The organism is Sphingopyxis jiangsuensis, assembly GCF_016734905.1.
In the GTDB taxonomy this organism is placed as follows: domain Bacteria; phylum Pseudomonadota; class Alphaproteobacteria; order Sphingomonadales; family Sphingomonadaceae; genus Sphingopyxis; species Sphingopyxis jiangsuensis.
Window position 1 is genome coordinate 1,110,860 of the sequence record NZ_JAERPO010000002.1, and the last position, 20,419, is coordinate 1,131,278.

Consider the following 20,419-nt stretch of genomic DNA (forward strand, 5'->3'; position numbering starts at 1 on the left):
TGCCGTATAGAGCGCCGATGGTTTCCGAAGCCTTGCCTCCCCTCGAACAGCGCCTCGAAGCCGCCGCGCGCGCGCACGGGTTCGTCGCCTTCGGGATCGCGGGGGCCGATTCCGCGCCGCAAACGGCGACGCGGCTGCGCGAATGGCTTGCCGATGGATGCCACGGCGACATGATCTGGATGGAGAGCCGCGCCGCGCAGCGCGGATCGCCCAAGGGGCTGTGGCCCGAGGTCAAATCGGTGATTGCGCTCGGGATGAGCTATGCGCCCGCGACCGACCCGCTCGCGCTCGCCGGTCATCGCGACCGCGGGCGCATTTCGGTCTATGCGCAGGGCGCGGACTATCATGACGTCGTCAAAAAGGCGCTCAAGGCGACCGCACGCTGGCTCGTCGGCGAGGTTCCCGATGCCGAGGTCAAGGTCTTCGTCGACACCGCGCCGGTGATGGAAAAGCCGCTCGCCGCCGCCGCGGGGCTCGGCTGGCAGGGCAAGCATACGAACATGGTCAGCCGCGAACATGGCAGCTGGCTGTTCCTCGGCGCGATCTATACCACGCTCGATCTCGCCGCGAGTACGCCGGGGCGCGACCGCTGCGGCAGTTGCGCCGCGTGCCAGGACGCGTGCCCGACGAACGCCTTTCCCGCGCCCTATCGCCTCGATGCGCGGCGCTGCATCTCCTATCTCACGATCGAGCATGACGGGCCGATCCCGGTCGAGCATCGCCGCGCGATCGGCAATCGCATCTATGGCTGCGACGATTGCCTTGCGGTGTGTCCGTGGAACAAATTTGCAAGCACGGCGCAGGCGCACCGCGCCTTCCTGCCGCGCGCCGAGCTTGCGGCGCCGTCGCTGGCGGGGCTGCTCGCGCTCGACGACGCCGATTTCCGCCGCGTCTTTGCGGGATCGCCGATCAAGCGGATCGGGCGCAACCGCATGGTCCGCAACGCCGCAATCGCGGCGGGGAACAGCGGCGATGCAGGATTTACGAAGATTCTCAGCGCGTTGGCAAACGACGAATCGCCGATGGTCGCCGACGCGGCGCGCTGGGCGCTCGCCGAACTGGCGTCATGACGCCGCGCTAGCGGCGCAGCGTCTCGGCGCAGCTGTCGACTTCGGTGTTGCGGCCATCGGGGGTGCGCGCGTCGGCGTGCGTTGCGACCGCCGGTGCCCCGGTGCGCGGCGCATAGAAATAGACGTCGAGAATGCAGCTCGACCCCGCAAATTGCAGCTTGCGCCCGCCGCCCTCGCTGACGTCGAGCCGCGGCTTGCCGAACATCCGTCCCACCGCATCGGCGCTGTTGCCGAGCAGCCGGTTGTGCTGGACCGGTTGCGCGGCGACGGGCGGAGCGGTCGCTGCCGGGGGGCGATAAACCTGCGGGATCGCGCTGCCGGCGCATCCGGCGAGCAGTGCCGCAAGCGGCAGGAGGGCGAGCGGGCGCAGGGTCATGGCACATCCTCGATCGGGCCGGTGCGGCCGAGATGGAACAGGTGGACCGCCATAGCCGCGCCGACGATGGGCGCCAACAGATTGGCGACGGGGACCAGAAAGGCTGCGGCGGACAGCGCGCCGAGCGACCAGCGCGCCCGCCGCGACAGGGGCATGCTCGCCGGATGGCGCGCGCGCACCATCGCCTCGAGATCGCGGCCGAGCAGGACCGCGTTGATCGCAAAGGCGAGGAGCGGCGCACCGACGCCTGTGAAGATGAGCGCGATATAGAATGGCAGCGCGACGAGGTTCACCGCGACGACCCGCCCGGCCGAGGCGAGCCCGAGCCTCGCGCTCGCCGCAAGGCTGACCGGAACCGCGCGGTCGGCGGCGGCGGGATAGTGGCGCCGCTCGACCGCGGCGACGATGCCGTCGGCGAACAGGCCGATGACGAGGATCGCGACCGCGCGAAAGAGCAGCCACGCGCCCGCGACGAGCAGGAGCGCGACCAGCACCCCCGCCATGTCGGCTTCGCGCGAGCCGAGCCATTGCCAATGGACGAGCGCCCAGCGCGCCGCCGCGACAATCGCCGCGCCCGCCGCGACGAAGACGAGCAACGTGAGCGCGAGGCTCTGCGCCAGGATCGCGAGCACGCGCCGGTTGGGGAGGTCGCCGAGGGCGAGCGACAGGGCGTGGAGCGCGCGGGTCATGCGCTTCGTTGACGCGCCGGGCGGCGCCGCGTCAAGCGCTGCGCTTGCCTTGCGGCGCCCCGCCCCGTAAAGGCGCGCGCAACTCCCGCATCCGGACACAGGAATTTTCATGGCCTCCACCGCCCGTTTCGACGTTGTCGCCATCGGCAATGCCATCGTCGACGTCATCGCCCGCGCCGACGATGCGCTGATCACCGCCGAAGGGCTGACCAAGGGGTCGATGCGCCTGATCGACGCCGACGAGGCGACGCGCCTTTATTCCGCAATGGGCCCGGCGGTCGAAATGTCGGGCGGGTCGGCGGCGAACACGCTGGCCGGGATGGCGGCGCTCGGGCGGCGCTGCGCGTTCATCGGGCAGGTCGCCGACGACCAGCTCGGCCATGTCTTCACGCACGACCTGCGCGCGCTCGGCGTCGCCTATGATACGCCCGCGCTCAAGGAAGGCGCGCCGACCGCGCGCTGCCTGATCCTCGTCACGCCCGACGGCCAGCGCACGATGAACACCTTTCTCGGCGCGAGCCATCTGCTCGAACAGGCGATGATCGACGAGGACGTGATCGCGGCGTCGGATATCCTCTATCTCGAGGGGTATCTGTGGGATCCGCCGCTGTCGCGTGCGGCGATGCGCCGCGCGATCGACGTGTCGCGCGCGGCGGGCCGCAAGGTCGCGTTCACCCTTTCGGACGCCTTCATCATCGACCGCCACGGCGAGGATTTCCGCGCGCTGATCGCCGAAGGGCTGTTCGACATCCTGTTCGCGAACGAGGTCGAGATCATGGCGCTCGCGGACGAGCAGGATTTCGAGGCGGCGGTCGCGAAGATTGCGCCGAAAGTGCCGTTGCTTGTCGTGACACGCAGCGAAAAGGGCGCGATCGCGGTCGAGGGCGGCGTCCGCACCGAAGTCGGCGCCGAGCCGATCGACGAGGTCGTCGACACGACGGGCGCGGGCGACCTGTTCGCGGCCGGATTCCTGGCGGGCCTCGCCGAAGCGCGCCCGGTTGCCGAATGCCTGACAATGGGCGCGGTGTGCGCGCGCGAAATCATCGCGCAGATCGGCCCGCGCGCGCAAAGCGACCTCAACGCCAAGGTCGCCGCGCGGCTCGGTTAGGAACCTTCGGCCCGCGTCGTGCGTCCTATCGCCCAACAGCATAGGAGGCATAACCATGGCCGATGAAATTCACACGACGCGCAATCCCGACGGGACGACGCACACCACGACGGTCGTCGATCGCGAACCGCGCCGCGGCGGCGGGCTGGGCATGGCGATCATCGCGCTGGTCGCGCTTGCGGTCGCCGTCTTCGTCGCGTTCCAGTTCCTTGGCAACGAGCAGGCCGAAACCGGCGCGATCACCGAAGCCGCGCAAAAGGTGGGCGACGCCGCGCAGGATGTCGGAAATGCGGCGCAGGACGCCGTGAATAACGACTAGGCCTGGGTTGCCGGTGCTGCGGCGTCGGGATGCTTGCGGAACAGCGCGCGGTCGGCGGGGCCGAAGCCGCGCGTCCAGATGAGCCAGGCATAGATACCGAGGATGACGGGGACGCCGATCAGCAGCTCGGCCCATTCGGGAAGCTGCGTCGCGCCCCAGCCGAGCACCGCCGCGCCGCCGGTCGCCCAGAACAGCGCCCAGCGCAGGCTGTTCACCGGCGCGCCGAGGATCCGCGACAGCAGTCGCGCCTTGACGAGCGAGGCAAAGCCGAGTGCCAGCATCAGCGCGAGCGCGACGGCGCCAGCATAATAGATCGGGTGAAGCCCCATCGACTGCGCGAGCAGGATCAGCCCGACGCTGAGGACCGCCTGCAGCGCGAGCGTCGCGAGGCTGATGAGCAGGTTGCGGTGGCGCGCGACATAGACGAGCGCGGCTTCGCTGACGACCGCGGTCGCCGCCACGACCTCGGCGGCGAGCAGGAAGGCGAGCGCGCCGGTACCGCTGACGAATTCGGGGCCGACGAGCCCCATCACCGCCTCGCCCGGAATGCCGAGCGCGAGCGCGACGCCCGCCTGCGCGGCGATGATCCAGAAGCCGACCTGGCTGACCTGTGCCGCCACGGCGCCAAGCCGGTTTTCCGCTAGGTTCCGCGTGATCACGGGGCCGAGGATCGGCTCGAAGCTTGTCTTGAGCTTCTGCGGCAGCGAGGCGACCTGCTGCGCCATGTAATAGATGCCGTAAATCGCCGGCGAGGTGAACTGGCCGAGGATGAAGAGGTCGAGCCGGCGCGTCCCCCATTCGATCGCATCGGCGGCGGCGAGCGGCGCGTTGCGCCGCGCAACCCTGATGAGCGTTGCGGGGTGCGGCTGCCACCCGCGCGGGGCGCCATAATGGCCGATCATCGGGACGAGTGCGGTCAGAAAGGCCGCGATCATCGCCGTGGCGTAGGACAGCATCAGCCCGTCGCGCACCGACACGTACCAGAATCCGGCTGCCGCGGCGCTGATCACCCACGGCTCGACGACCGCGCGCGCGCGCACCGTCGCGCCGATGTCAAAGCGATAGGCGCAGGCGGCGAGCGCAATCTCGGTCCCTGCGATCGCAAAGACGAGCAGCGCCATCCAGCGGTCGGCTCCCGCCACGTCGCCCGCCGGGAACATCACTTGCGGAAGAAGAAAGAGGAAGGTCGAGCCTGCGGCGGAGGCGAGAAAGGCGACGAACATGCCGTCCCACACGACCATGCGGTGATCGGCGCCCGGCGCGCTCAACTGTTCGGCGAGGCCGCGCTTGAGGCCCAAAGTGGCGAGCTGCGCGACGAGTTCGATGACGAGGACGGCAAAGGCGAAACGCCCGACCGCCTCGGGCCCGTACCAACGCCCGGCCACATAGAGAAAGGGCAGGCGCGCGACGAGGCGCAGCACGAATCCGAAGAAATTGGTGCGTCCGCCCTTGGCGAGCGCGGCGGCATCGGCATCGCGCAACTCGGCGTCGGGGCGATGCTCCGAATCGGGCGTGCGCGCGGTTCCGCTGTCGGTCTGGCTCAAGCCCCGCGCCCCTTCTGTTCGTCCCCTGCGTCGGGTTTAGCGCGGCGCGGGGAGGCAGGCAATTGCAAGCGGTTGCTCATCGCCCCTCGGGTCGCAGGGGTCGGCTGAGCAGCGCCTGAATGGCGTCGGCGATGCAGGTCTCGCCCGCGACGAGGCGCGCCACCGCATCGGTAATCGGCATGTCGATACCGTCGGCGCGGGCGGCGGCGGCGATGACCGGCGCGCTGAAGGCGCCTTCGGCGACCGAACGGCGGTCGGACATCAGCGAGGCGGCGGATTCGCCGCGCCCCAGCCCTTCGCCAAGCGCGAAATTGCGCGAATTGGACGAGGTGCAGGTGAGGACAAGGTCGCCAAGCCCCGCGAGTCCGGCGAGCGTTTCGGCATGCGCGCCGCGCGCGAGGCCGAAGCGCGTCATCTCGGCAAAACCCCGGCTGATCAGCGCGGCGCGCGCATTGAGGCCGAGCCCCGCGCCCTCGACGATGCCGCAGGCGATGGCGAGGACATTCTTGATCGCGCCGCCGATTTCGGCACCGATCATGTCGTGCGAAACATAGGGGCGGAAATGCGGCCGCGCGATCGCGCGAGCGAGCGCCTCGGCAACGCCGGCGTCCTCGGCCGCGAGCGTGATCGCCGTGGGTAGCCCCGCCGCAACCTCCTTGGCAAAGGTCGGCCCGGCGAGCACGGCGAGCGGCCTGCCGGGGCAGAGCGCGCGCGCGATATCGATGGGGAAGGCGAAGCTCTCCGCCTCCATCCCCTTGCTGCACAGGATGAGCGGGGCGTCGCCTGCGGGGAGATCGGCAAGCACGCCGCGCATGAAGGGAACGGGCACGACAATGAGCAGCGCGTCGCACGATGCGAGATCGGCAAGTGAATCGGTCGCGGCAATCGACGGCGAAAGCCTGGCATTCGGAAGGAAAAGCGGATTGGCGTGATCGGCGTTGACCGCGGCGACAACCTCGGCCTCGCGCGCCCAGAGCCGCACGGGGGCGCCGTCGGCGGCGAGGAGCTGCGCGAGCGCCGTGCCCCACGCGCCCGCGCCGACGACGCCGAAATGCGCAGGTGACGACGTCATGCTGTCATCGGTCATGCTTTGACTCCGGCACCGCGCACGGCTTCGGCCGCGGGATCGAGCGGCCAGCGCGGGCGCGCCGCCGTGTCGAGGGGATCGGTGAACCCTGCGGCGAAACGCTCGGCGCCCGCCCATGCGATCATCGCGCCATTATCGGTGCACAGCCACAGCGGCGGCGCGACAAAGGGCTTGCCGAACTCGCCCGCGAGCGCGGTAAGCGCGGTACGGATCGCGCCATTGGCGGCAACGCCCCCCGCGACGACAAAGGCGGTTGCCTGCGGGCAGGCCGCGAGCGCGATGCGGCTTCGGTCGACGAGGCAATCGACCACCGCAGCCTGGAAGGAGGCGGCAAGATCGGGCGTGGCGTGCGCTCCGCTGGCCGCCGCGCGCGCGACCGCGCTCTTGAGCCCCGCGAAGGAGAAATGCGGCTCGGCGCTGCCGACGAGCGGGCGCGGCAGCGCGACGGCGCGCGGATCGCCCTCGGCGGCAATATGTTCGACCGCGGGCCCGCCCGGATAGCCGAGCCCGAGAAGTTTCGCTGTCTTGTCAAAGGCTTCGCCTGCCGCGTCGTCGATCGTCGTGGCGAGGCGGCGATAGGCGCCCACCCCCTCGACGAGCAGCAGCTGGCAGTGACCGCCCGAGACGAGCAGCAGCAGGTAGGGAAAGCGGAGGTCGGGTTCGACGAGTCGCGGGCTGAGCGCATGGCCTTCGAGATGATTGACCGCGACGAGCGGCTTGCCCGCCGCATGCGCGAGCGCCTTTCCGGTGACGAGGCCGACCATGACGCCGCCGATCAGCCCGGGGCCGGCGGTCGCCGCGATCGCGTCGACATCGGACAGCGCGACGCCCGCGTCGGCGAGCACCTGCTCGACGAGCGGCGCGAGGCGGTCGACGTGCGCGCGCGCGGCGATTTCGGGAACGACGCCGCCATAGGGGCGATGCTCGGCCTCCTGCCCCGCGACGCGATGCGCCAAAATGGCCCGGTCACTGGTGACGAGCGCGGCCGCGGTTTCGTCGCAGCTCGATTCGAGGCCGAGGATCAGAGTCATAATATTACGCTTCCCTTTACCCGCCCCTTTATCGGCAGGGCAAGCCACGCTAGCAGCGGCACGATGACCATGCTTCCGACGCCCGACCACCCGCTTCGCATCGGCACGCGCGCCTCGCCGCTCGCGATGGCGCAGGCGCATATGGCGGTTGCCACGCTGATTGCGAGTCACGGGCTCGATCCGCAGGCGCTCGAAATCGTGCCGGTCACCGCGACGGGCGACAAGATCCAGGACCGCGCGCTCGCCGAGGTCGGCGGCAAGGCGCTGTGGACGCGCGAACTGGACGCGATGCTCGACGCAGGCGTGATCGATGTCGCGGTGCACAGCCTCAAGGATGTCGAGACGATCCGCGATCCGCGCTTTCACGTCGCGGCGATGCTCGAGCGCGCCGATCCGCGCGACCGGCTTGTCATGCGTGACGGGCTGGAAGCGCAGACGATCGCCGACCTGCCGCAGGGTGCGCGGCTGGGGACGAGCAGCCCGCGCCGCGCCGCGCAGGTCAAAAAGCTTCGGCCCGACCTCGAAACGCCGCTGCTGCGCGGCAATGTGGCGACGCGCCTCGCCAAGCTGAACAGCGGCGACTGCGATGCGACCCTGCTTGCGGCGGCGGGTCTCGACCGGCTCGGGATGCACGACGTCGGCTTTGCCCAATCGGCCGAGATCCTGCTCCCGGCGGCGTCGCAGGGCGCGATCGGGATCGAGTGCCGCGCCGACGATGCCGCGACGCGCGCGCTGGTTGCTGCGGTCGACCATGAACCGACGCATCGCGCCGTCGCCGCCGAACGCGCGCTGCTCGCGGCGCTCGGCGGCGATTGCCGCTCGCCGGTGGCGGCCCATGCGATGTGGCAGGACGACGGGCGCCTGCGGCTTTTCGCCGAAATATTCTCGGAAGACGGGGCCGATCATATTGGCGGTGCGACCTTCGTGTCTGACTCCGCCGACGCCGAGGCTTTGGGGCACCGCCTGCTGGCGCAGGCGCCCGCGTCGGTAAAGCGCCTTTTCACGGTATGAGGGGCGCGATTCCGCTCGTTGTCGTTCGTCCCGACCCCGGCGGCGCGCAGACGGTCGAGCGCGCTGCGGCCATGGGGCTCGACGTGCGGCACATGCCCCTGTTCGCCGCGCATCCGCTCGACTGGACGCCGCCCGATCCCGCCGATTTCGACGCGCTGATGCTGACCAGCGCACAGGCGCCGCGCTTGGCGGGGCCGGGGATTGCTGCGCTTGCGGGCCTACCCGTATTTGCCGTCGGCGATGCGACCGCCGCCGCGGCGCGTGCGGCGGGGCTGGCCGTGACCGCAATCGGCCCGGGCGACGGGCAGGGGCTTCTTGACGCTATGACGTCACAGAATTTTACAAGGATTCTATGGCTTTGCGGGCGCGAACGGTCGTCGTTCGATGCGCGCGGCGCCGCGCTCACCGCGCGCCCGGTCTATGCGGTCGACCCGGTCGATCCCCCCGCCGAATGGAGCGCGCTGGTTGCCGGTCCGGCGGTGATGATGGTGCATTCGTCACGGGCGGCTGCCCGGCTGTCCGACCTGGTGGGGCCGGAACGTAAGCATCTGACCTTGCTTGCAATAAGTGCCGCCGCGGCGGACGCTGCGGGCGCTGGTTGGGCCGGATTGGCAATTTCTCCTCGCCCCGACGACGCCGCAATGTTGGCAGAGGCACATGCTTTGTGCCACAAGAGGGGATAACAGGGTCGTTCGAAAGAGAAACATGCCAATCGAAAACTTCGACACGGCTGCGCCTGCGAATGGCGCGGCATCGACGAAGGGGCCATCGTTCCGCACATTGGCGATCGGAGCGGCGCTGCTGCTGTTGATCGGCATCGTCGGCGGCGGCTGGGCGATGAACCGCCTGATAGCTGTCGAAGATCGCCCGGCGGCGGCGAAGGCTGCTCCCGAACCGGCGGCTGCCGACACGCTGATCGGCACCACGGCCGAGGCTGCGGTCGCCGCGCAACCGGCGATGGTCGTCGCACCGGTCGATGGCGCCAGCGCGCTCGCAGCGCGCGTCGCCGAACTCGAGCAGCGCCTGTCGCGCATCACGCTGCAGGCCGAATCGGCGTCGGGCAATGCCTCGCGCGCCGAAGGGCTGCTCGTCGCCTTTGCAGTGCGTCGCGCGCTCGACCGCGGGCTGTCGCTCGGCTATCTCGACGCCCAGCTCCGGCTGCGCTTTGGCGACGACCAGCCCAATGCGGTGAAAACGATCATCGACACCTCGCGCGACCCGGTGACGCTCGAACAATTGCGCACCGCGCTCGACCGGCTTGCGCCCGAGCTTGTCGGTCGCGGTGCCGAGGATGGCGGCAGCCTGTGGACCGGCCTGCGCCGTGAATTGTCCGAGCTGTTCGTCGTGCGTCCCGCGGGCACCCAATCGCCGCGCGCGTCGGAGCGCCTCGACCGTGCACGTCGCTATTTGTCGGCGGGCCAGGTCGACAAGGCGATCGAGGAGGTCGAGGCGATGCCCGGCGCCGATGACGCCGCCGACTGGATCATGGATGCGCGCCGCTATCATGAAGCGCGCCGCGCGCTTGACCTGATCGAGACTGCGGCGATACTGGAACCGCGCGACAGCCCCGCTGCCGCAATCGCCCGCAGCCAGGGCGATCGGACCCCCTAGCACCGGCCCGCGCGCGGCGCCGGTCGCCTTTGAAGAAAGCCCTTTCATGGCCCTCGCCGATCCGCAGCGCATCGAGGCGCTCGACCCGCTCGACCCCCTCCAGCTCGACGATCAGCTGACCGAAGAGGAGCGCATGGTGCGCGATACCGCGCGCAGCTATGCGACCGACGCGCTGCTGCCGCGCGTGACCTCGGCCTTTCTCGACGAGCGATTCGACCGCGAGATCATGTCCGAAATGGGCGCGCTCGGGTTGCTCGGCGCGACGATCGACCCCGAATATGGCGGCGCGGGGCTCAATTATGTCAGCTACGGGCTGATCGCGCGCGAAGTCGAGCGCGTCGATTCGGGCTATCGTTCGGCCTGTTCGGTGCAAAGCTCGCTCGTGATGCATCCGATCAACGCCTATGGCAGCGACGAGCAGAAGAAGCGTTTTCTCCCCGGCCTCGCGTCGGGCGAGCTGATCGGTTGTTTCGGGCTCACCGAACCCGATGCGGGCAGCGACCCCGCCGGAATGCGCACGCGCGCCGAAAAGATCGAGGGCGGCTATCGCCTCAAGGGCGCGAAGATGTGGATCACCAATTCGCCCATCGCCGACGTTTTCGTCGTGTGGGCGAAGTCGGACGCGCACGACGGCGCGATCCGCGGCTTCATCCTCGAAAAGGGGATGAAGGGGCTGTCGGCGCCCAAGATCGAGGGCAAGGTCAGCTTGCGCGCCTCGATCACCGGCGAAATCGTGATGGACGGCGTCGAGGTCGGCGAGGATGCACTGCTGCCGCACGTCTCGGGGCTGAAAGGGCCGTTCGGCTGCCTCAACCGTGCGCGTTACGGCATCGGCTGGGGCGCGATGGGCGCCGCCGAATTCTGTTACGAGGCCGCGCGCAATTACACGCTCGAGCGCAAGCAGTTCGGGCGTCCGCTCGCGGCGAACCAGATCGTTCAGCTGAAGCTCGCGAACATGCTCACCGAAATCGCGCTCGGAACGCAAGCGGCGCTGCGCGTCGGGCGGCTGATCGACGAGGGGCGGCTCGCGCCCGACATGATCAGTTTCCTGAAGCGCAACAATTGCGGCAAGGCGCTCGACATCGCACGCGTTGCGCGCGACATGCACGGCGGCAACGGGATCGCCGCCGAATATCATGTCATCCGTCATGCGGTGAACCTCGAAACGGTGAACACCTATGAAGGGACGCACGACGTCCACGCGCTGATCCTCGGCCGCGCGATTACCGGCATCAGCGCCTTTGCCTGATCCGAGGCCGCTCGAGGGCGTCCGCGTCGTCGAACTGGCGCGGGTGCTTGCGGGGCCGTGGTGCGGGCAGTTGCTCGCCGACCTTGGCGCAGAGGTGATCAAGGTCGAACGGCCGCGACAGGGCGACGATACGCGCCACTGGGGGCCGCCCTTCGTCACCGGCGCCGACGGTGACAATCTGGGCGCGGCCTATTATCACAGCTGCAACCGCGGCAAGCGCGGCGTCGCGATCGATATCGCGACCGCGGCGGGGCAGGCCGAGATCCGCGACCTGATTGCGGGCGCCGACGTCGTCATCGAAAATTACAAGGTCGGCGGCCTCGCCAAATATGGGCTCGACCCCGCGCGGCTGCGCGCCGATTTCCCCCGGCTGATCGTCTGTTCGATCACCGGTTTCGGGCAGACCGGTCCTTATGCCGGGCGCGCGGGATATGACTTCATCATCCAGGCGATGGGCGGCGCGATGGCGCTGACGGGCGAGCCCGACGGCCCGCCGCAGAAGGCGGGAATCGCCTATGCCGACATTTTCACGGGCATGTATTCGGCGGTCGCGATCCTTGCGGCGTTGCGGCGTCGTGACGCCATGGGCGAGGCCCAGGGCGGCGGCGCGCACATCGACATGGCGCTGCTCGATTGCCAGGTCGGGGTACTCGCCAATCAGGCTGCCAACTATCTGACGAGCGGCGTGTCGCCGCGACGCATGGGCAACGGCCACGCGAACGTCGTCCCCTATCAGGCGTTCGCGACCGCCGACGGCGATCTGGTGATTGCGGTGGGCAACGACAGCCAGTTCCGGCGGCTGTGCGTGCTGTTGGGCGCGCCCGATTGCGCGGACGACCCGCGCTTTGCAACCAATGCCGCGCGGCTTGAGCATCGCAGGGAGTTGATCCCGCTGCTCGCCGCGCGCATCGCGACGTGGGAGGCGCAGCCGCTGGCGCTCGCGCTCGAGGCCCAGGGGATACCCGCGGGGCCGATCAACGACATGGCCGCGGTCTTCGCCGACCCGCAGGTGGTCGCGCGCGGGATGCGCTTTCGGCCCGAGGGCGCAGCGGTCGACGGGCTCGCAAGCCCGATCGTCATCGACGGCGAACGGATGGTGGCGGACAAGGGCGCGCCGCCGCTCGCGGGCTGACCGCTCCCAAAGAAAAGGGGCGCCAAAGCGGCGCCCCTCCCCCCATTATGTCCAACGCGTCAGAATTTGACCGTGCCGGTCACGAAGACCTGGCGCGGATTGCCGTAATAGGCGGTCAGAACACCTTCGGCGCCCAGGGTCGAGCTGATGCCCGGCTGGCCATTGAGAAGAATGAACTGACCGGTGTCGGGGTTCTGACGCAGGAAGTTGTATCCGGACGTGATGTACCGCTTGTTCGTCAGGTTGCGGCCATGAACCCCGAGCGAGAATATGTCGTCGATGTTCCACACCAGATTGGCGTCCCACAAGGCAAAGCCGGGCTGATCGAGGCCGGGGGTCGGGATTTCAAACTGCTGGCTCGCACTGCGATAGGAAATTGTGGTGCTCGCGTTGATCGAACCCTCGCCGACCGGCGTACTGTACGAAAGGGTGCCCGAAGCAGTCAGGTCGGGGGTGTTCTGAATGGACCGTCGATCCGCAACGTCGATACCGCGCGAATCGATGAACCGGTCGAACTTTGCATCGAGATATCCGAGCGCCCAGCTGAAGTTGAGCGAATCGCCGTCGACGCCGAAATCGCGCGCGGCGACAAGATTGCCTTCGAACTCGAGGCCCTTGAACGTCGCCTTGCCCGCGTTGGTGGTGATGCCGATAAAGGTCTGGACGCCGCCGACGACCGCGCCGACCGAGCCCGGAATCTGAATGTCGGTATAGTCGGCGTAGAAGGCGGCGAGCGCGAATGTCAGGCGGCGGTCGAACAATTGTCCTTTCCAGCCAAGCTCGTAGCTATCGACCGTTTCCGGATCGAATGACAGGAAATTGTAGATGTCCTCATAGTCGCCGCCGGCGCCGCCGATGCCGTTGCCATTGGCATCGGGCGCGGCCGTGCCGACGCCGCGCGGATCGAAGCCGCCGCCCTTGAACCCTTTGGAGTAGGAGGCATAGACAGTGTGATCCTGCGTCGGCTTGAAAGCGATCGAGGCGCGCGGTGTAAATTTCTTGAAATCGGCCGTGCCACGGAAATCGGTCTGGCGAACGATCGGCGCCGTGGTGCCGCCGAAGAAGGGCGACGATCCGAGATAGACGTTGCGCTGGACGATCGAAGTGCGACGGTCCCACGTGTAGCGGCCGCCGGCCGAGAGGCTCAGCTGATCGGTGATGTCATAGGTGAAATCGCCGAAAATTGCGCCGGTCCTGGTGTCGACATCGCCAAAGGTGAGCGCCGTGACCGTACCCGGCAGACGAACGTCGAAGGTCGTGCGCGCACTCGCGTCGAGATAATAGCCACCGATCAAGCCGTTGAACCGCCCCACGTCGAACAACAGCTGAATTTCCTGACTGATTTGCTTGTTGTTGTAAAAGGCCGGCACATCGAGATCGACGGCGGGCAGGGCATCGAAGTCGATCGGAGTCGCGCTGTCGTCCTTGCGATAGCCGGTGATCGTGCGGACGGTCAGCCAGTCGGTCGGTTTGAGTTCGCCAAGCGCCGAGAATCCCCAGGCCTCGACATCCTGCGTCGGGCTGACGAGGGCGCCGCGGCTGTCGAACACATCGTCGAGCACGGGGGCGCCGGTCGCCAGCGAGGTGATCAGGCGATGGCCGCCGCGCGTTTCGCTTTTGTCGCGCGTGTAGTCGCCGGTGATGCGGAAAAAAGCGTCGTCGCCGGGCACGATTTCGACCGTTCCCCGGCCCGCCCAGACGTCCTTGTTATAATTCTCGCGCCCTGTCGTCAGATTGGTGCCAAAGCCGCCGCGGCTGAGACGCGCGACGGCACCGCCGACGCGGACGGTGCCGTCGCCCAACGGCACCGCAGCGCTGATCACGCCGTCAGCCTGGTCATAGCTGCCATAGGTGCCGCGCAGTTTGAACTCCGCGGTATCGCCGATGCGCTTGGTGACATATTTCACCGCCCCGCCGATGGTGTTGCGGCCATAGAGGGTGCCCTGTGGCCCGCGCAGCACTTCGATGCGTTCGACGTCATATATGTCGAGCACCGCCCCCTGCGGGCGGTTGAGCACGACATCGTCAAGATAGAGGCCAACCCCCGCCTCGAAACCGGCGACCGGATCCTGCTGCCCGACGCCGCGGATAAAGGCCGAAAGCGTATTGTTGGTGCCGCGCGAAACCTCGAGCGTGACGTTCGGGGCGCTGGCTGCGACATCGGTGATGTCGATGGCGCCTGCATTGGCCAGCGCCTCGCCGGATATTGACGAAACCGCAATTGGAACGTCGATCAGCCGCTCGTCGCGGCGGCGGGCCGTGACGACGATGGCGTCGTCGTCGGACGCGGCGCTCGCGCCTTCGTCCTGCGCAAAGGCGGCGGGGGCAAAGCCGAGCATCGAAAGCGCGCTCGTCGCCAGAACGGCGCGGCGCAGGCTGCGGGCGGATGAACGCATGATCTCTCTCCCTTGACGGGGTGACCCCTCGCCACCCGTTGTTTTTGTTAAGCCGGACTTGCCAAGCTGTGCCGCACCCAATAATGAAACATGAACCAAGTTTCAACTTGGAAAATGAAAAGCACGTTTTTTGCTTGCCAGTGGTGCGAAAATGCCACGATGGAGGTCAGGGGCGATGCGGGGGAGATGGAAGACCGCTATGGATCAGCCGCAATCTGGGCACGGCACCGAAGCCGCGAACCGCGACAAGACGCCGCGCACCGAACGCGGGCGCCGAACGCTGCGCAAGCTGCTCGACGCGGCGGCCGTCGAGTTCGGCGAACGCGGCTTTCATGATGCGTCGATCAGCGGGATCACGCGGCGCGCCGGGACTGCGCTCGGCAGTTTCTACACCTATTTCGATTCGAAAGAGGAGATCTTCCAGGCGCTCGTCCGCTATATGAGCGAGCAGCTGCGCGACCATGTCACGCCGATCGTTCAGGAAGCGCCCGACGAGATTGCGGCAGAGCGCGCCGGCCTCCTCTCCTTTCTCGGCTTCGTGCGCGAGCACAAGGAAATCTATCGCATCATCGACGAGGCCGAATTCGTCGATTACGCCAGTTATCGCCGCCATTATGAAACGACGGTCGCGCGCATGCGCCAGCGACTCGAGGCGGGCGCGGCGCGCGGCGAAATCCGCGCCGACGCGGGCGAGGTTCACGCCTGGGCGATCGCCGGAATGAACGTCTTTCTGGGCATGCGCTATGGCCTGTGGGACGAAACCGCCGACATCTGCGACGTCGCCCGCATCGCGAACGACCTGCTCGCAAACGGACTGAAGCGGCGGGATTAGCCGCGCGAAATCAGGAAGATGGCGTGCTCTGCGCGCCAACTGGCAGCGGCGTCGCCGGTCGTGCGGTCGCGGTTCAGATACCAGACGGCATCGACCTTTATGCCCTTTGCGCGCACGAGTTCGCGAAAGTCGCGGACCGTGACATGGTGGATATTCGGCGTCGCGTACCATGCGACGGGCAAAAGCCGGGTGACGGGCATCCGCCCGTTCCACAGCAGCGACAGCCGCACGCGCCAGTGCGCGAAATTGGGGAAGCTGACGAACGCGCGCGGCGCGATGCGGAGCAGCTCGTCGACGACGCGGTCGGGTCGCTCGGTCGTCTGCAGCGTCTGCGACAGGATCGCATAGTCGAAGCCATCGGCGGGATAGCCTGAAAGGTCGCGGTTCGCGTCGCCCTGCACGACCGACAGGCCGCGCGCGATCGCGGTGGTGACGTTCGCCGCGTCAATCTCCAGCCCGCGCGCGTCGACGCGCTTGTCGTCGCGCAGCGCCGCCATCAGCGTGCCGTCGCCGCAACCGATGTCGAGGATGCGCGCGCCCGCGGGAACGGCATCGGCGATAATCGCCAGGTCGGGGCGCAGCGTCATGGGTGCGCCTCGCAATAGACGTCGGGGAAATGGCGCTGCATGAACGGCGCGCTGTCCTTGATCGCCGTCCAGCCGAGTGCGGCATAGAGCCGATGCGCGTCGCGCGTCGCCAGCATCCACCGCCGCAGTCCCTGCAGGTCGGAATGATCGTGCAGTGCCTGGACCATTTGCGAGGCAAGTCCGTGCCCGCGATGGGCATCGAGAACATAGACATCCGCCAGATAGGCGAAAGTCGCGCGATCGGTCACGACGCGCGCGAACCCGACCTGTTCGCCATCGTCGGTAAAGGCGCCGACGCACAGCGAACCCGCGATCGCGCGTGCGACGACGGTGACCGGGATATCGGCCGACCAATAGCTTTGCGCGAGAAAGGCGTGGATCGACGCCACCTGCATCTCGGACGGTTCGAAGGACAGGCGATAGGCTGCGGTCATGCGGCACCGGATTGTAGCGCCCCGGCGACGAGCCGGTCGAGCGCGGGGACGTCGAGGAGGAAGCTGTCGTGGCCGAAGGGCGCCGACAATTCGACGAAGCTCGCCGCGGCGCCGACGCTTTGCAGCGCCTGGACGATGCGGCGCGATTCGGCGGTGGGGTAAAGCCAGTCGGTGTCGAAGCTGACGAGCGTGAAACGCACCTCATTCGACCGCGCGAAAGCGCCCGCGAGCTGGCCGTCGTGCGGTTCGGCGAGGTCGAAATAGTCCATCGCGCGCGTGATATAGAGATAGGCGTTGGCGTCGAAACGGTCGGTGAAGGCGAGCCCCTGGTGCCGCAGATAGGATTCGATCTGGAAATCGGCGTCGAAGCCGAAGCTCTTGATGTCGCGCGCCTGCAGGCGGCGGCCGAACTTTTCGGTCAGCCCTTCTTCGGACAGATAGGTGATATGCGCGGCCATGCGCGCGACCGCGAGGCCCTTGGCCGGGCTGCGCGCGCTGCCGTAATATTGGCCGTCCTGCCAGTCGGGGTCGGCCATGATCGCCTGCCGCCCGACCTCGTGGAATGCGATATTCTGCGCCGAATGGCGCGCGGCGCTGGCGATGACGACCGCCGAGACGAGCCGCTCGGGATAATGCGCCGCCCAGGCGAGCGCCTGCATCCCGCCCATCGACCCGCCGACGACGGCATGAAGTCGCGCGATGCCGAGATGGTCGAGCAGCATCGCCTGCGCGCGCACCATGTCGCCGATGGTGATGACGGGGAAATCCATGCCGAGCGGCGCGCCGGTCGCCGGGTCGGGAGTCGCGGGACCGCTCGATCCCATGCAGCTGCCAAGCACATTGGCGCAGATCACGTAAAAGCGGTCGGTGTCGATCGGCTTGCCCGGCCCGACCATCCGCGCCCACCAGCCCGGTTTGCCCGTCGCAGGATGGTCGCTCGCGACATATTGGTCGCCGGTGAGCGCGTGGCAGACGAGCAGCGCGTTCGACCTGTCGGCGTTGAGCGCGCCATAGCTTTGCCAGGCGATCGTCACCGATGGCAGCGACTGGCCGCTGTCGAGCGGAAGCGGCGCGTCGATCGTCACGCTTTGATGCTGGATCTGGTGGAGCAGGCTCGCCATCGTTCGCGCGGGGCTAAGCGCGTGCGCGGGGGCTGTCAACGCACTGGACTCGACCGCCACAACCGCTAAACGGCCCCGCATGACCGACACGACGCGCACCTTGCAGCCAAAGCCGTGGATCAGCGGCATCGCTCCCTATGTTCCAGGCAAGTCGGCGGGTGCCGACGGACGCCCGCTCGTCAAGCTTTCGGCAAACGAAAATCCGCTCGGAACCGGCGACAAGGCGCGCGCCGGCTTCGCCGAAGCCGCGGGCGAATTGTCGCGCTATCCCGACCCCGGCGCCGCCGCGCTGCGCGAGGCGATCGCGGCGAAATATGGCCTCGATCCCGCGCGCGTCATTTATGGCACCGGGTCGGACGAGCTGCTGCACCTTGCGACGAGCGCCTTTGCCGGCCCCGGCGACGAGGTGCTTTATGTCCGCTATGGTTTTGCGGTCTATGAAATCGCCGCGCGCCGCGTCGGCGCGACGCCCGTCGAGGCGCCCGACCGTGACTATGCGACCGACGTCGACGCGCTGCTCGCCGCGGTGACCGACAAGACGCGCGTCGTCTTCCTTGCCAACCCGAACAATCCGACGGGCACGCTCGCGACGCGCGAAGAGGTGGCGCGGCTCCATGCCGGGCTGCCCGGCGACGTGCTGTTCGTGCTCGACCAGGCCTATGCCGAATATCTCGAGCCCCACGAGGATGACGGCGGCCTCGACCTTGCCAGAACGGCGTCCAATGTTTTCGTCACGCGCACCTTTTCGAAAATCCACGGCCTCGCCGCCGAGCGCATCGGCTGGGGCTATGCGTCGGGCGCGGTGATCGCCGCGCTCCACAAGATCCGCGCACCGTTCAACGTCACGCGCTGCGGGCAGGCGGCGGCAATCGCGGCACTCGGCGACGACGATTTCGTCGAGCGCAGCCGGACGCACAATGCCAAATGGCGCCAATGGCTCGCCGACGAGATCGAAAGCCTGGGCAATCATGGGCTGCGTGTCGTGCCGTCGGCGACCAATTTCCTGCTCGTGCTGTTCGATGGCGCGGTGACCGCCGAGACGATGAACCAGCGACTGATGGATGCCGGCTATATCGTGCGCTGGCTGCCGGGGCAGGGGCTGCCCAATGCGCTGCGCATGACGATCGGGACCGAGGAAGAGACGCGCGGCCTCGCGGCGGCGATTCGCGCCGCGCTGGCGGATTGACGTCGTGACGCGCCGTTTCGGCAGCCTTGCGATCATCGGGCTTGGCCTGATCGGATCGTCGATCGCGCGCGCGGTCCGCGCGAAGCTTCCCGATGTGCGCGTCGTGGGCCACGACGCCGATGCGGACGTGCGCGACACCGCGCGCGCGATCGAGCTGTGCGATGTCGTCGCCGACGATGCCGTGGCGGCGGTTGCCGAGGCCGATCTCGTGATTCTTGCGGTACCCGTCGGCCGGATGGAGGAGGCGGCGCGCGCGATTGCACCCGGCCTTGACCCCGATGCGATCGTATCGGACGTCGGATCATCGAAGGCGGGAATTGCCGAGGCGCTGGCGCGCGCGCTGCCCGGCCGGACGGTGATCCCGGCGCATCCCGTGGCAGGGACCGAAAACAGCGGCCCGGCTGCAGGCTTTGCGACATTGTTCGAGGGACGCTGGTGCATCCTGACGCCCGCATCCGATGCGCCCGCGACCGAGGTCGAGGCGCTGGCCGCTTTCTGGAAAGCGCTCGGCGCCAGGGTCGAAACGATGGACGCGGCGCACCACGACATGGTGCTCGCGGTGACAAGCCACCTTCCGCACCTCATCGCCTATACGATCGTCGGCACCGCGAGCGAGCTCGAGGAAGTGACCGAGAGCGAGGTCATCAAATATTCGGCTGGCGGTTTTCGCGATTTCACGCGCATCGCGGCGAGCGACCCGGTGATGTGGCGCGACGTTTTCCTTGCCAACAAGGACGCCGTGCTCGCGACCCTGCAGCGGTTCAACGAGGACCTGACTGCGCTCCAGCAGGCGATCCGCCGCGGCGACGGCGCGCGGCTCGAGGACTGGTTCACGCGCACGCGCGCGATTCGCCGCTCGATCATCGAGCAGGGGCAGGACGATGCGGCGCCCGATTTCGGGCGCAAGCATTAGATCAGTCCGCCAGCAACGCCTCCGGCGGGTTCAATGCATTGATCGCGGCGCGTACCCGCGCCTCGGCCTCGTCGCGCGGAAGGCCGGCAGGGATGCGCTCGCCGACCTTGTAGGTGATCGTTCCCGGCCATTTGATCCAGCGGCGCGGCGGATAGGCGATGCCGCTGTTCACCGCTACCGGAATCACATCGGTCCCGAGCAGGCGATACATGCCGGCAAAACCGGGGCGCAGCGGCGGCGCCTCGCCGTGCGGGACGCGCGTTCCCTCGGCAAAGAGGCAGAGCGGCCGTCCCGCCGCCAGCGCGGCCTTGGCGGCGCCGAGCATCGCGCGCATCGCCTTGCCGCCGCCGTCGCGGTCGACCGGGATCAATCCGTAGAAACGCGCCGCCTGGCCCCAGACGGGGATCGAGAACAGCTCTTCCTTGGCGAACACCGCCGGGTGGCGAAACAGCATCGGCTGTTCGATCGTCTCGAACGCCGATTCATGCTTGAAGACATAAAGGACGGGCGCGTCGGGCATTTCGCCTTCGACGATGATCTTCTGGCCGAGCAGAACGCGGCAGATCAGCCGGTGGAATATTGCCCAGATGCGCACGAAGAAGATCGTGGCGCGATGCGAGATCGGCAGGCTGACGACGGCGCCGATCGAGGAAATGCTGCTCATCAGCACAAAGGCGATCCAGAAGAGGATCGACCGGACAAGGGCGACCGCATATCTCACGC

Annotated in this window: 21 protein-coding genes; 11 read left to right on the forward strand and 10 right to left on the reverse strand. The window is 68.0% G+C overall.

The window, feature by feature from the left end; translation table 11 throughout:
* The first annotated feature begins 17 nt into the window (after positions 1-17).
* Positions 18-1,070, forward strand: coding sequence for a tRNA epoxyqueuosine(34) reductase QueG (gene queG, locus JI743_RS12060; RefSeq protein WP_201928538.1), 1,053 nt, complete (start codon positions 18-20; stop codon positions 1,068-1,070).
* 7 nt (positions 1,071-1,077) lie between these two features.
* Here the strand turns inward: queG and JI743_RS12065 are convergent, their stop codons facing one another.
* Together JI743_RS12065 and JI743_RS12070 are read right to left on the reverse strand one after the other, a co-directional pair.
* Complete coding sequence (locus JI743_RS12065; protein WP_201928539.1) at positions 1,078-1,446, reverse strand: hypothetical protein; 369 nt, start codon at positions 1,444-1,446, stop codon at positions 1,078-1,080.
* Positions 1,443-2,135 (reverse strand): EI24 domain-containing protein, encoded by a 693-nt coding sequence (locus tag JI743_RS12070; RefSeq protein ID WP_201928540.1) that lies wholly within the window; start codon positions 2,133-2,135, stop codon positions 1,443-1,445. Before JI743_RS12070 ends, JI743_RS12065 begins: the two co-directional genes overlap by 4 nt.
* A gap of 109 nt (positions 2,136-2,244) precedes the next feature.
* On the opposite strand from JI743_RS12070, the gene JI743_RS12075 reads away from it, so the two are divergent.
* Positions 2,245-3,243 (forward strand): adenosine kinase, encoded by a 999-nt coding sequence (locus JI743_RS12075; RefSeq protein WP_201928541.1) that lies wholly within the window; start codon positions 2,245-2,247, stop codon positions 3,241-3,243.
* A 55-nt stretch (positions 3,244-3,298) separates the two neighbouring features.
* Positions 3,299-3,562, forward strand: coding sequence for a hypothetical protein (locus JI743_RS12080; protein WP_201928542.1), 264 nt, complete (start codon positions 3,299-3,301; stop codon positions 3,560-3,562).
* Here JI743_RS12080 and JI743_RS12085 read toward each other — a convergent pair.
* The 3 genes from JI743_RS12085 to tsaD form a co-directional block, all read right to left on the reverse strand.
* Positions 3,559-5,106: a lipopolysaccharide biosynthesis protein gene (locus tag JI743_RS12085; RefSeq protein ID WP_413541443.1), complete on the reverse strand. Its 1,548-nt coding sequence runs from the start codon at positions 5,104-5,106 to the stop codon at positions 3,559-3,561. The genes JI743_RS12080 and JI743_RS12085 overlap by 4 nt on opposite strands.
* A 76-nt stretch (positions 5,107-5,182) precedes the next feature.
* Complete coding sequence (locus tag JI743_RS12090; protein ID WP_201928543.1) at positions 5,183-6,193, reverse strand: NAD(P)H-dependent glycerol-3-phosphate dehydrogenase; 1,011 nt, start codon at positions 6,191-6,193, stop codon at positions 5,183-5,185.
* A complete protein-coding gene (gene tsaD / locus JI743_RS12095; protein ID WP_201928544.1) occupies positions 6,190-7,224 on the reverse strand; it encodes a tRNA (adenosine(37)-N6)-threonylcarbamoyltransferase complex transferase subunit TsaD in 1,035 nt (344 codons plus the stop codon). Before tsaD ends, JI743_RS12090 begins: the two co-directional genes overlap by 4 nt.
* A gap of 63 nt (positions 7,225-7,287) precedes the next feature.
* Here tsaD and hemC point away from each other — a divergent pair, with 63 nt between their 5' ends.
* From hemC to JI743_RS12120, 5 genes are read left to right on the forward strand one after another with little or no spacing between them, the layout of a single operon-like run.
* Positions 7,288-8,235, forward strand: coding sequence for a hydroxymethylbilane synthase (hemC, locus tag JI743_RS12100; protein ID WP_201928545.1), 948 nt, complete (start codon positions 7,288-7,290; stop codon positions 8,233-8,235).
* Positions 8,232-8,918: a uroporphyrinogen-III synthase gene (locus JI743_RS12105; RefSeq protein WP_201928546.1), complete on the forward strand. Its 687-nt coding sequence runs from the start codon at positions 8,232-8,234 to the stop codon at positions 8,916-8,918. The genes hemC and JI743_RS12105 overlap by 4 nt, the downstream gene beginning before the upstream one ends.
* Before the next feature lie 22 nt (positions 8,919-8,940).
* Positions 8,941-9,846, forward strand: a complete 906-nt coding sequence (locus JI743_RS12110) for a mitofilin family membrane protein (protein ID WP_201928547.1) — start codon at positions 8,941-8,943, stop codon at positions 9,844-9,846.
* Between the two features lie 46 nt (positions 9,847-9,892).
* Positions 9,893-11,095, forward strand: coding sequence for an acyl-CoA dehydrogenase (locus JI743_RS12115; RefSeq protein ID WP_201928548.1), 1,203 nt, complete (start codon positions 9,893-9,895; stop codon positions 11,093-11,095).
* The gene (locus tag JI743_RS12120; RefSeq protein ID WP_201928549.1) at positions 11,088-12,227 is read left to right on the forward strand and encodes a CaiB/BaiF CoA transferase family protein; all 1,140 of its coding nucleotides are present in this window, start codon (positions 11,088-11,090) and stop codon (positions 12,225-12,227) included. The genes JI743_RS12115 and JI743_RS12120 overlap by 8 nt, the downstream gene beginning before the upstream one ends.
* Positions 12,228-12,286: 59 nt before the next feature.
* On the opposite strand, the gene JI743_RS12125 is transcribed toward JI743_RS12120, so the two are convergent.
* Positions 12,287-14,623: a TonB-dependent receptor gene (locus tag JI743_RS12125; protein WP_201928550.1), complete on the reverse strand. Its 2,337-nt coding sequence runs from the start codon at positions 14,621-14,623 to the stop codon at positions 12,287-12,289.
* A gap of 199 nt (positions 14,624-14,822) precedes the next feature.
* Between JI743_RS12125 and JI743_RS12130 the strand changes: the two genes are divergently transcribed.
* Complete coding sequence (locus JI743_RS12130) at positions 14,823-15,455, forward strand: TetR/AcrR family transcriptional regulator (RefSeq protein WP_201928551.1); 633 nt, start codon at positions 14,823-14,825, stop codon at positions 15,453-15,455.
* On the opposite strand, the gene metW is transcribed toward JI743_RS12130, so the two are convergent.
* From metW to metX, 3 genes are read right to left on the reverse strand one after another with little or no spacing between them, the layout of a single operon-like run.
* Positions 15,452-16,042, reverse strand: coding sequence for a methionine biosynthesis protein MetW (gene metW, locus JI743_RS12135; RefSeq protein ID WP_201928552.1), 591 nt, complete (start codon positions 16,040-16,042; stop codon positions 15,452-15,454). The two genes, JI743_RS12130 and metW, sit on opposite strands and share 4 nt — an antisense overlap.
* Positions 16,039-16,476, reverse strand: coding sequence for a GNAT family N-acetyltransferase (locus tag JI743_RS12140; RefSeq protein WP_201928553.1), 438 nt, complete (start codon positions 16,474-16,476; stop codon positions 16,039-16,041). The genes metW and JI743_RS12140 overlap by 4 nt, the downstream gene beginning before the upstream one ends.
* A complete protein-coding gene (gene metX / locus JI743_RS12145; RefSeq protein WP_201928554.1) occupies positions 16,473-17,597 on the reverse strand; it encodes a homoserine O-acetyltransferase MetX in 1,125 nt (374 codons plus the stop codon). The genes JI743_RS12140 and metX overlap by 4 nt, the downstream gene beginning before the upstream one ends.
* Positions 17,598-17,676: 79 nt before the next feature.
* Here metX and hisC point away from each other — a divergent pair, with 79 nt between their 5' ends.
* Positions 17,677-18,783: a histidinol-phosphate transaminase gene (gene hisC / locus JI743_RS12150; protein ID WP_201928555.1), complete on the forward strand. Its 1,107-nt coding sequence runs from the start codon at positions 17,677-17,679 to the stop codon at positions 18,781-18,783.
* 4 nt (positions 18,784-18,787) lie between these two features.
* Complete coding sequence (locus JI743_RS12155; RefSeq protein ID WP_201928556.1) at positions 18,788-19,696, forward strand: prephenate/arogenate dehydrogenase family protein; 909 nt, start codon at positions 18,788-18,790, stop codon at positions 19,694-19,696.
* Between the two features lies 1 nt (position 19,697).
* Here the strand turns inward: JI743_RS12155 and JI743_RS12160 are convergent, their stop codons facing one another.
* A complete protein-coding gene (locus JI743_RS12160; protein WP_201928557.1) occupies positions 19,698-20,417 on the reverse strand; it encodes a lysophospholipid acyltransferase family protein in 720 nt (239 codons plus the stop codon).
* Between the last annotated feature and the right edge of the window lie 2 nt (positions 20,418-20,419).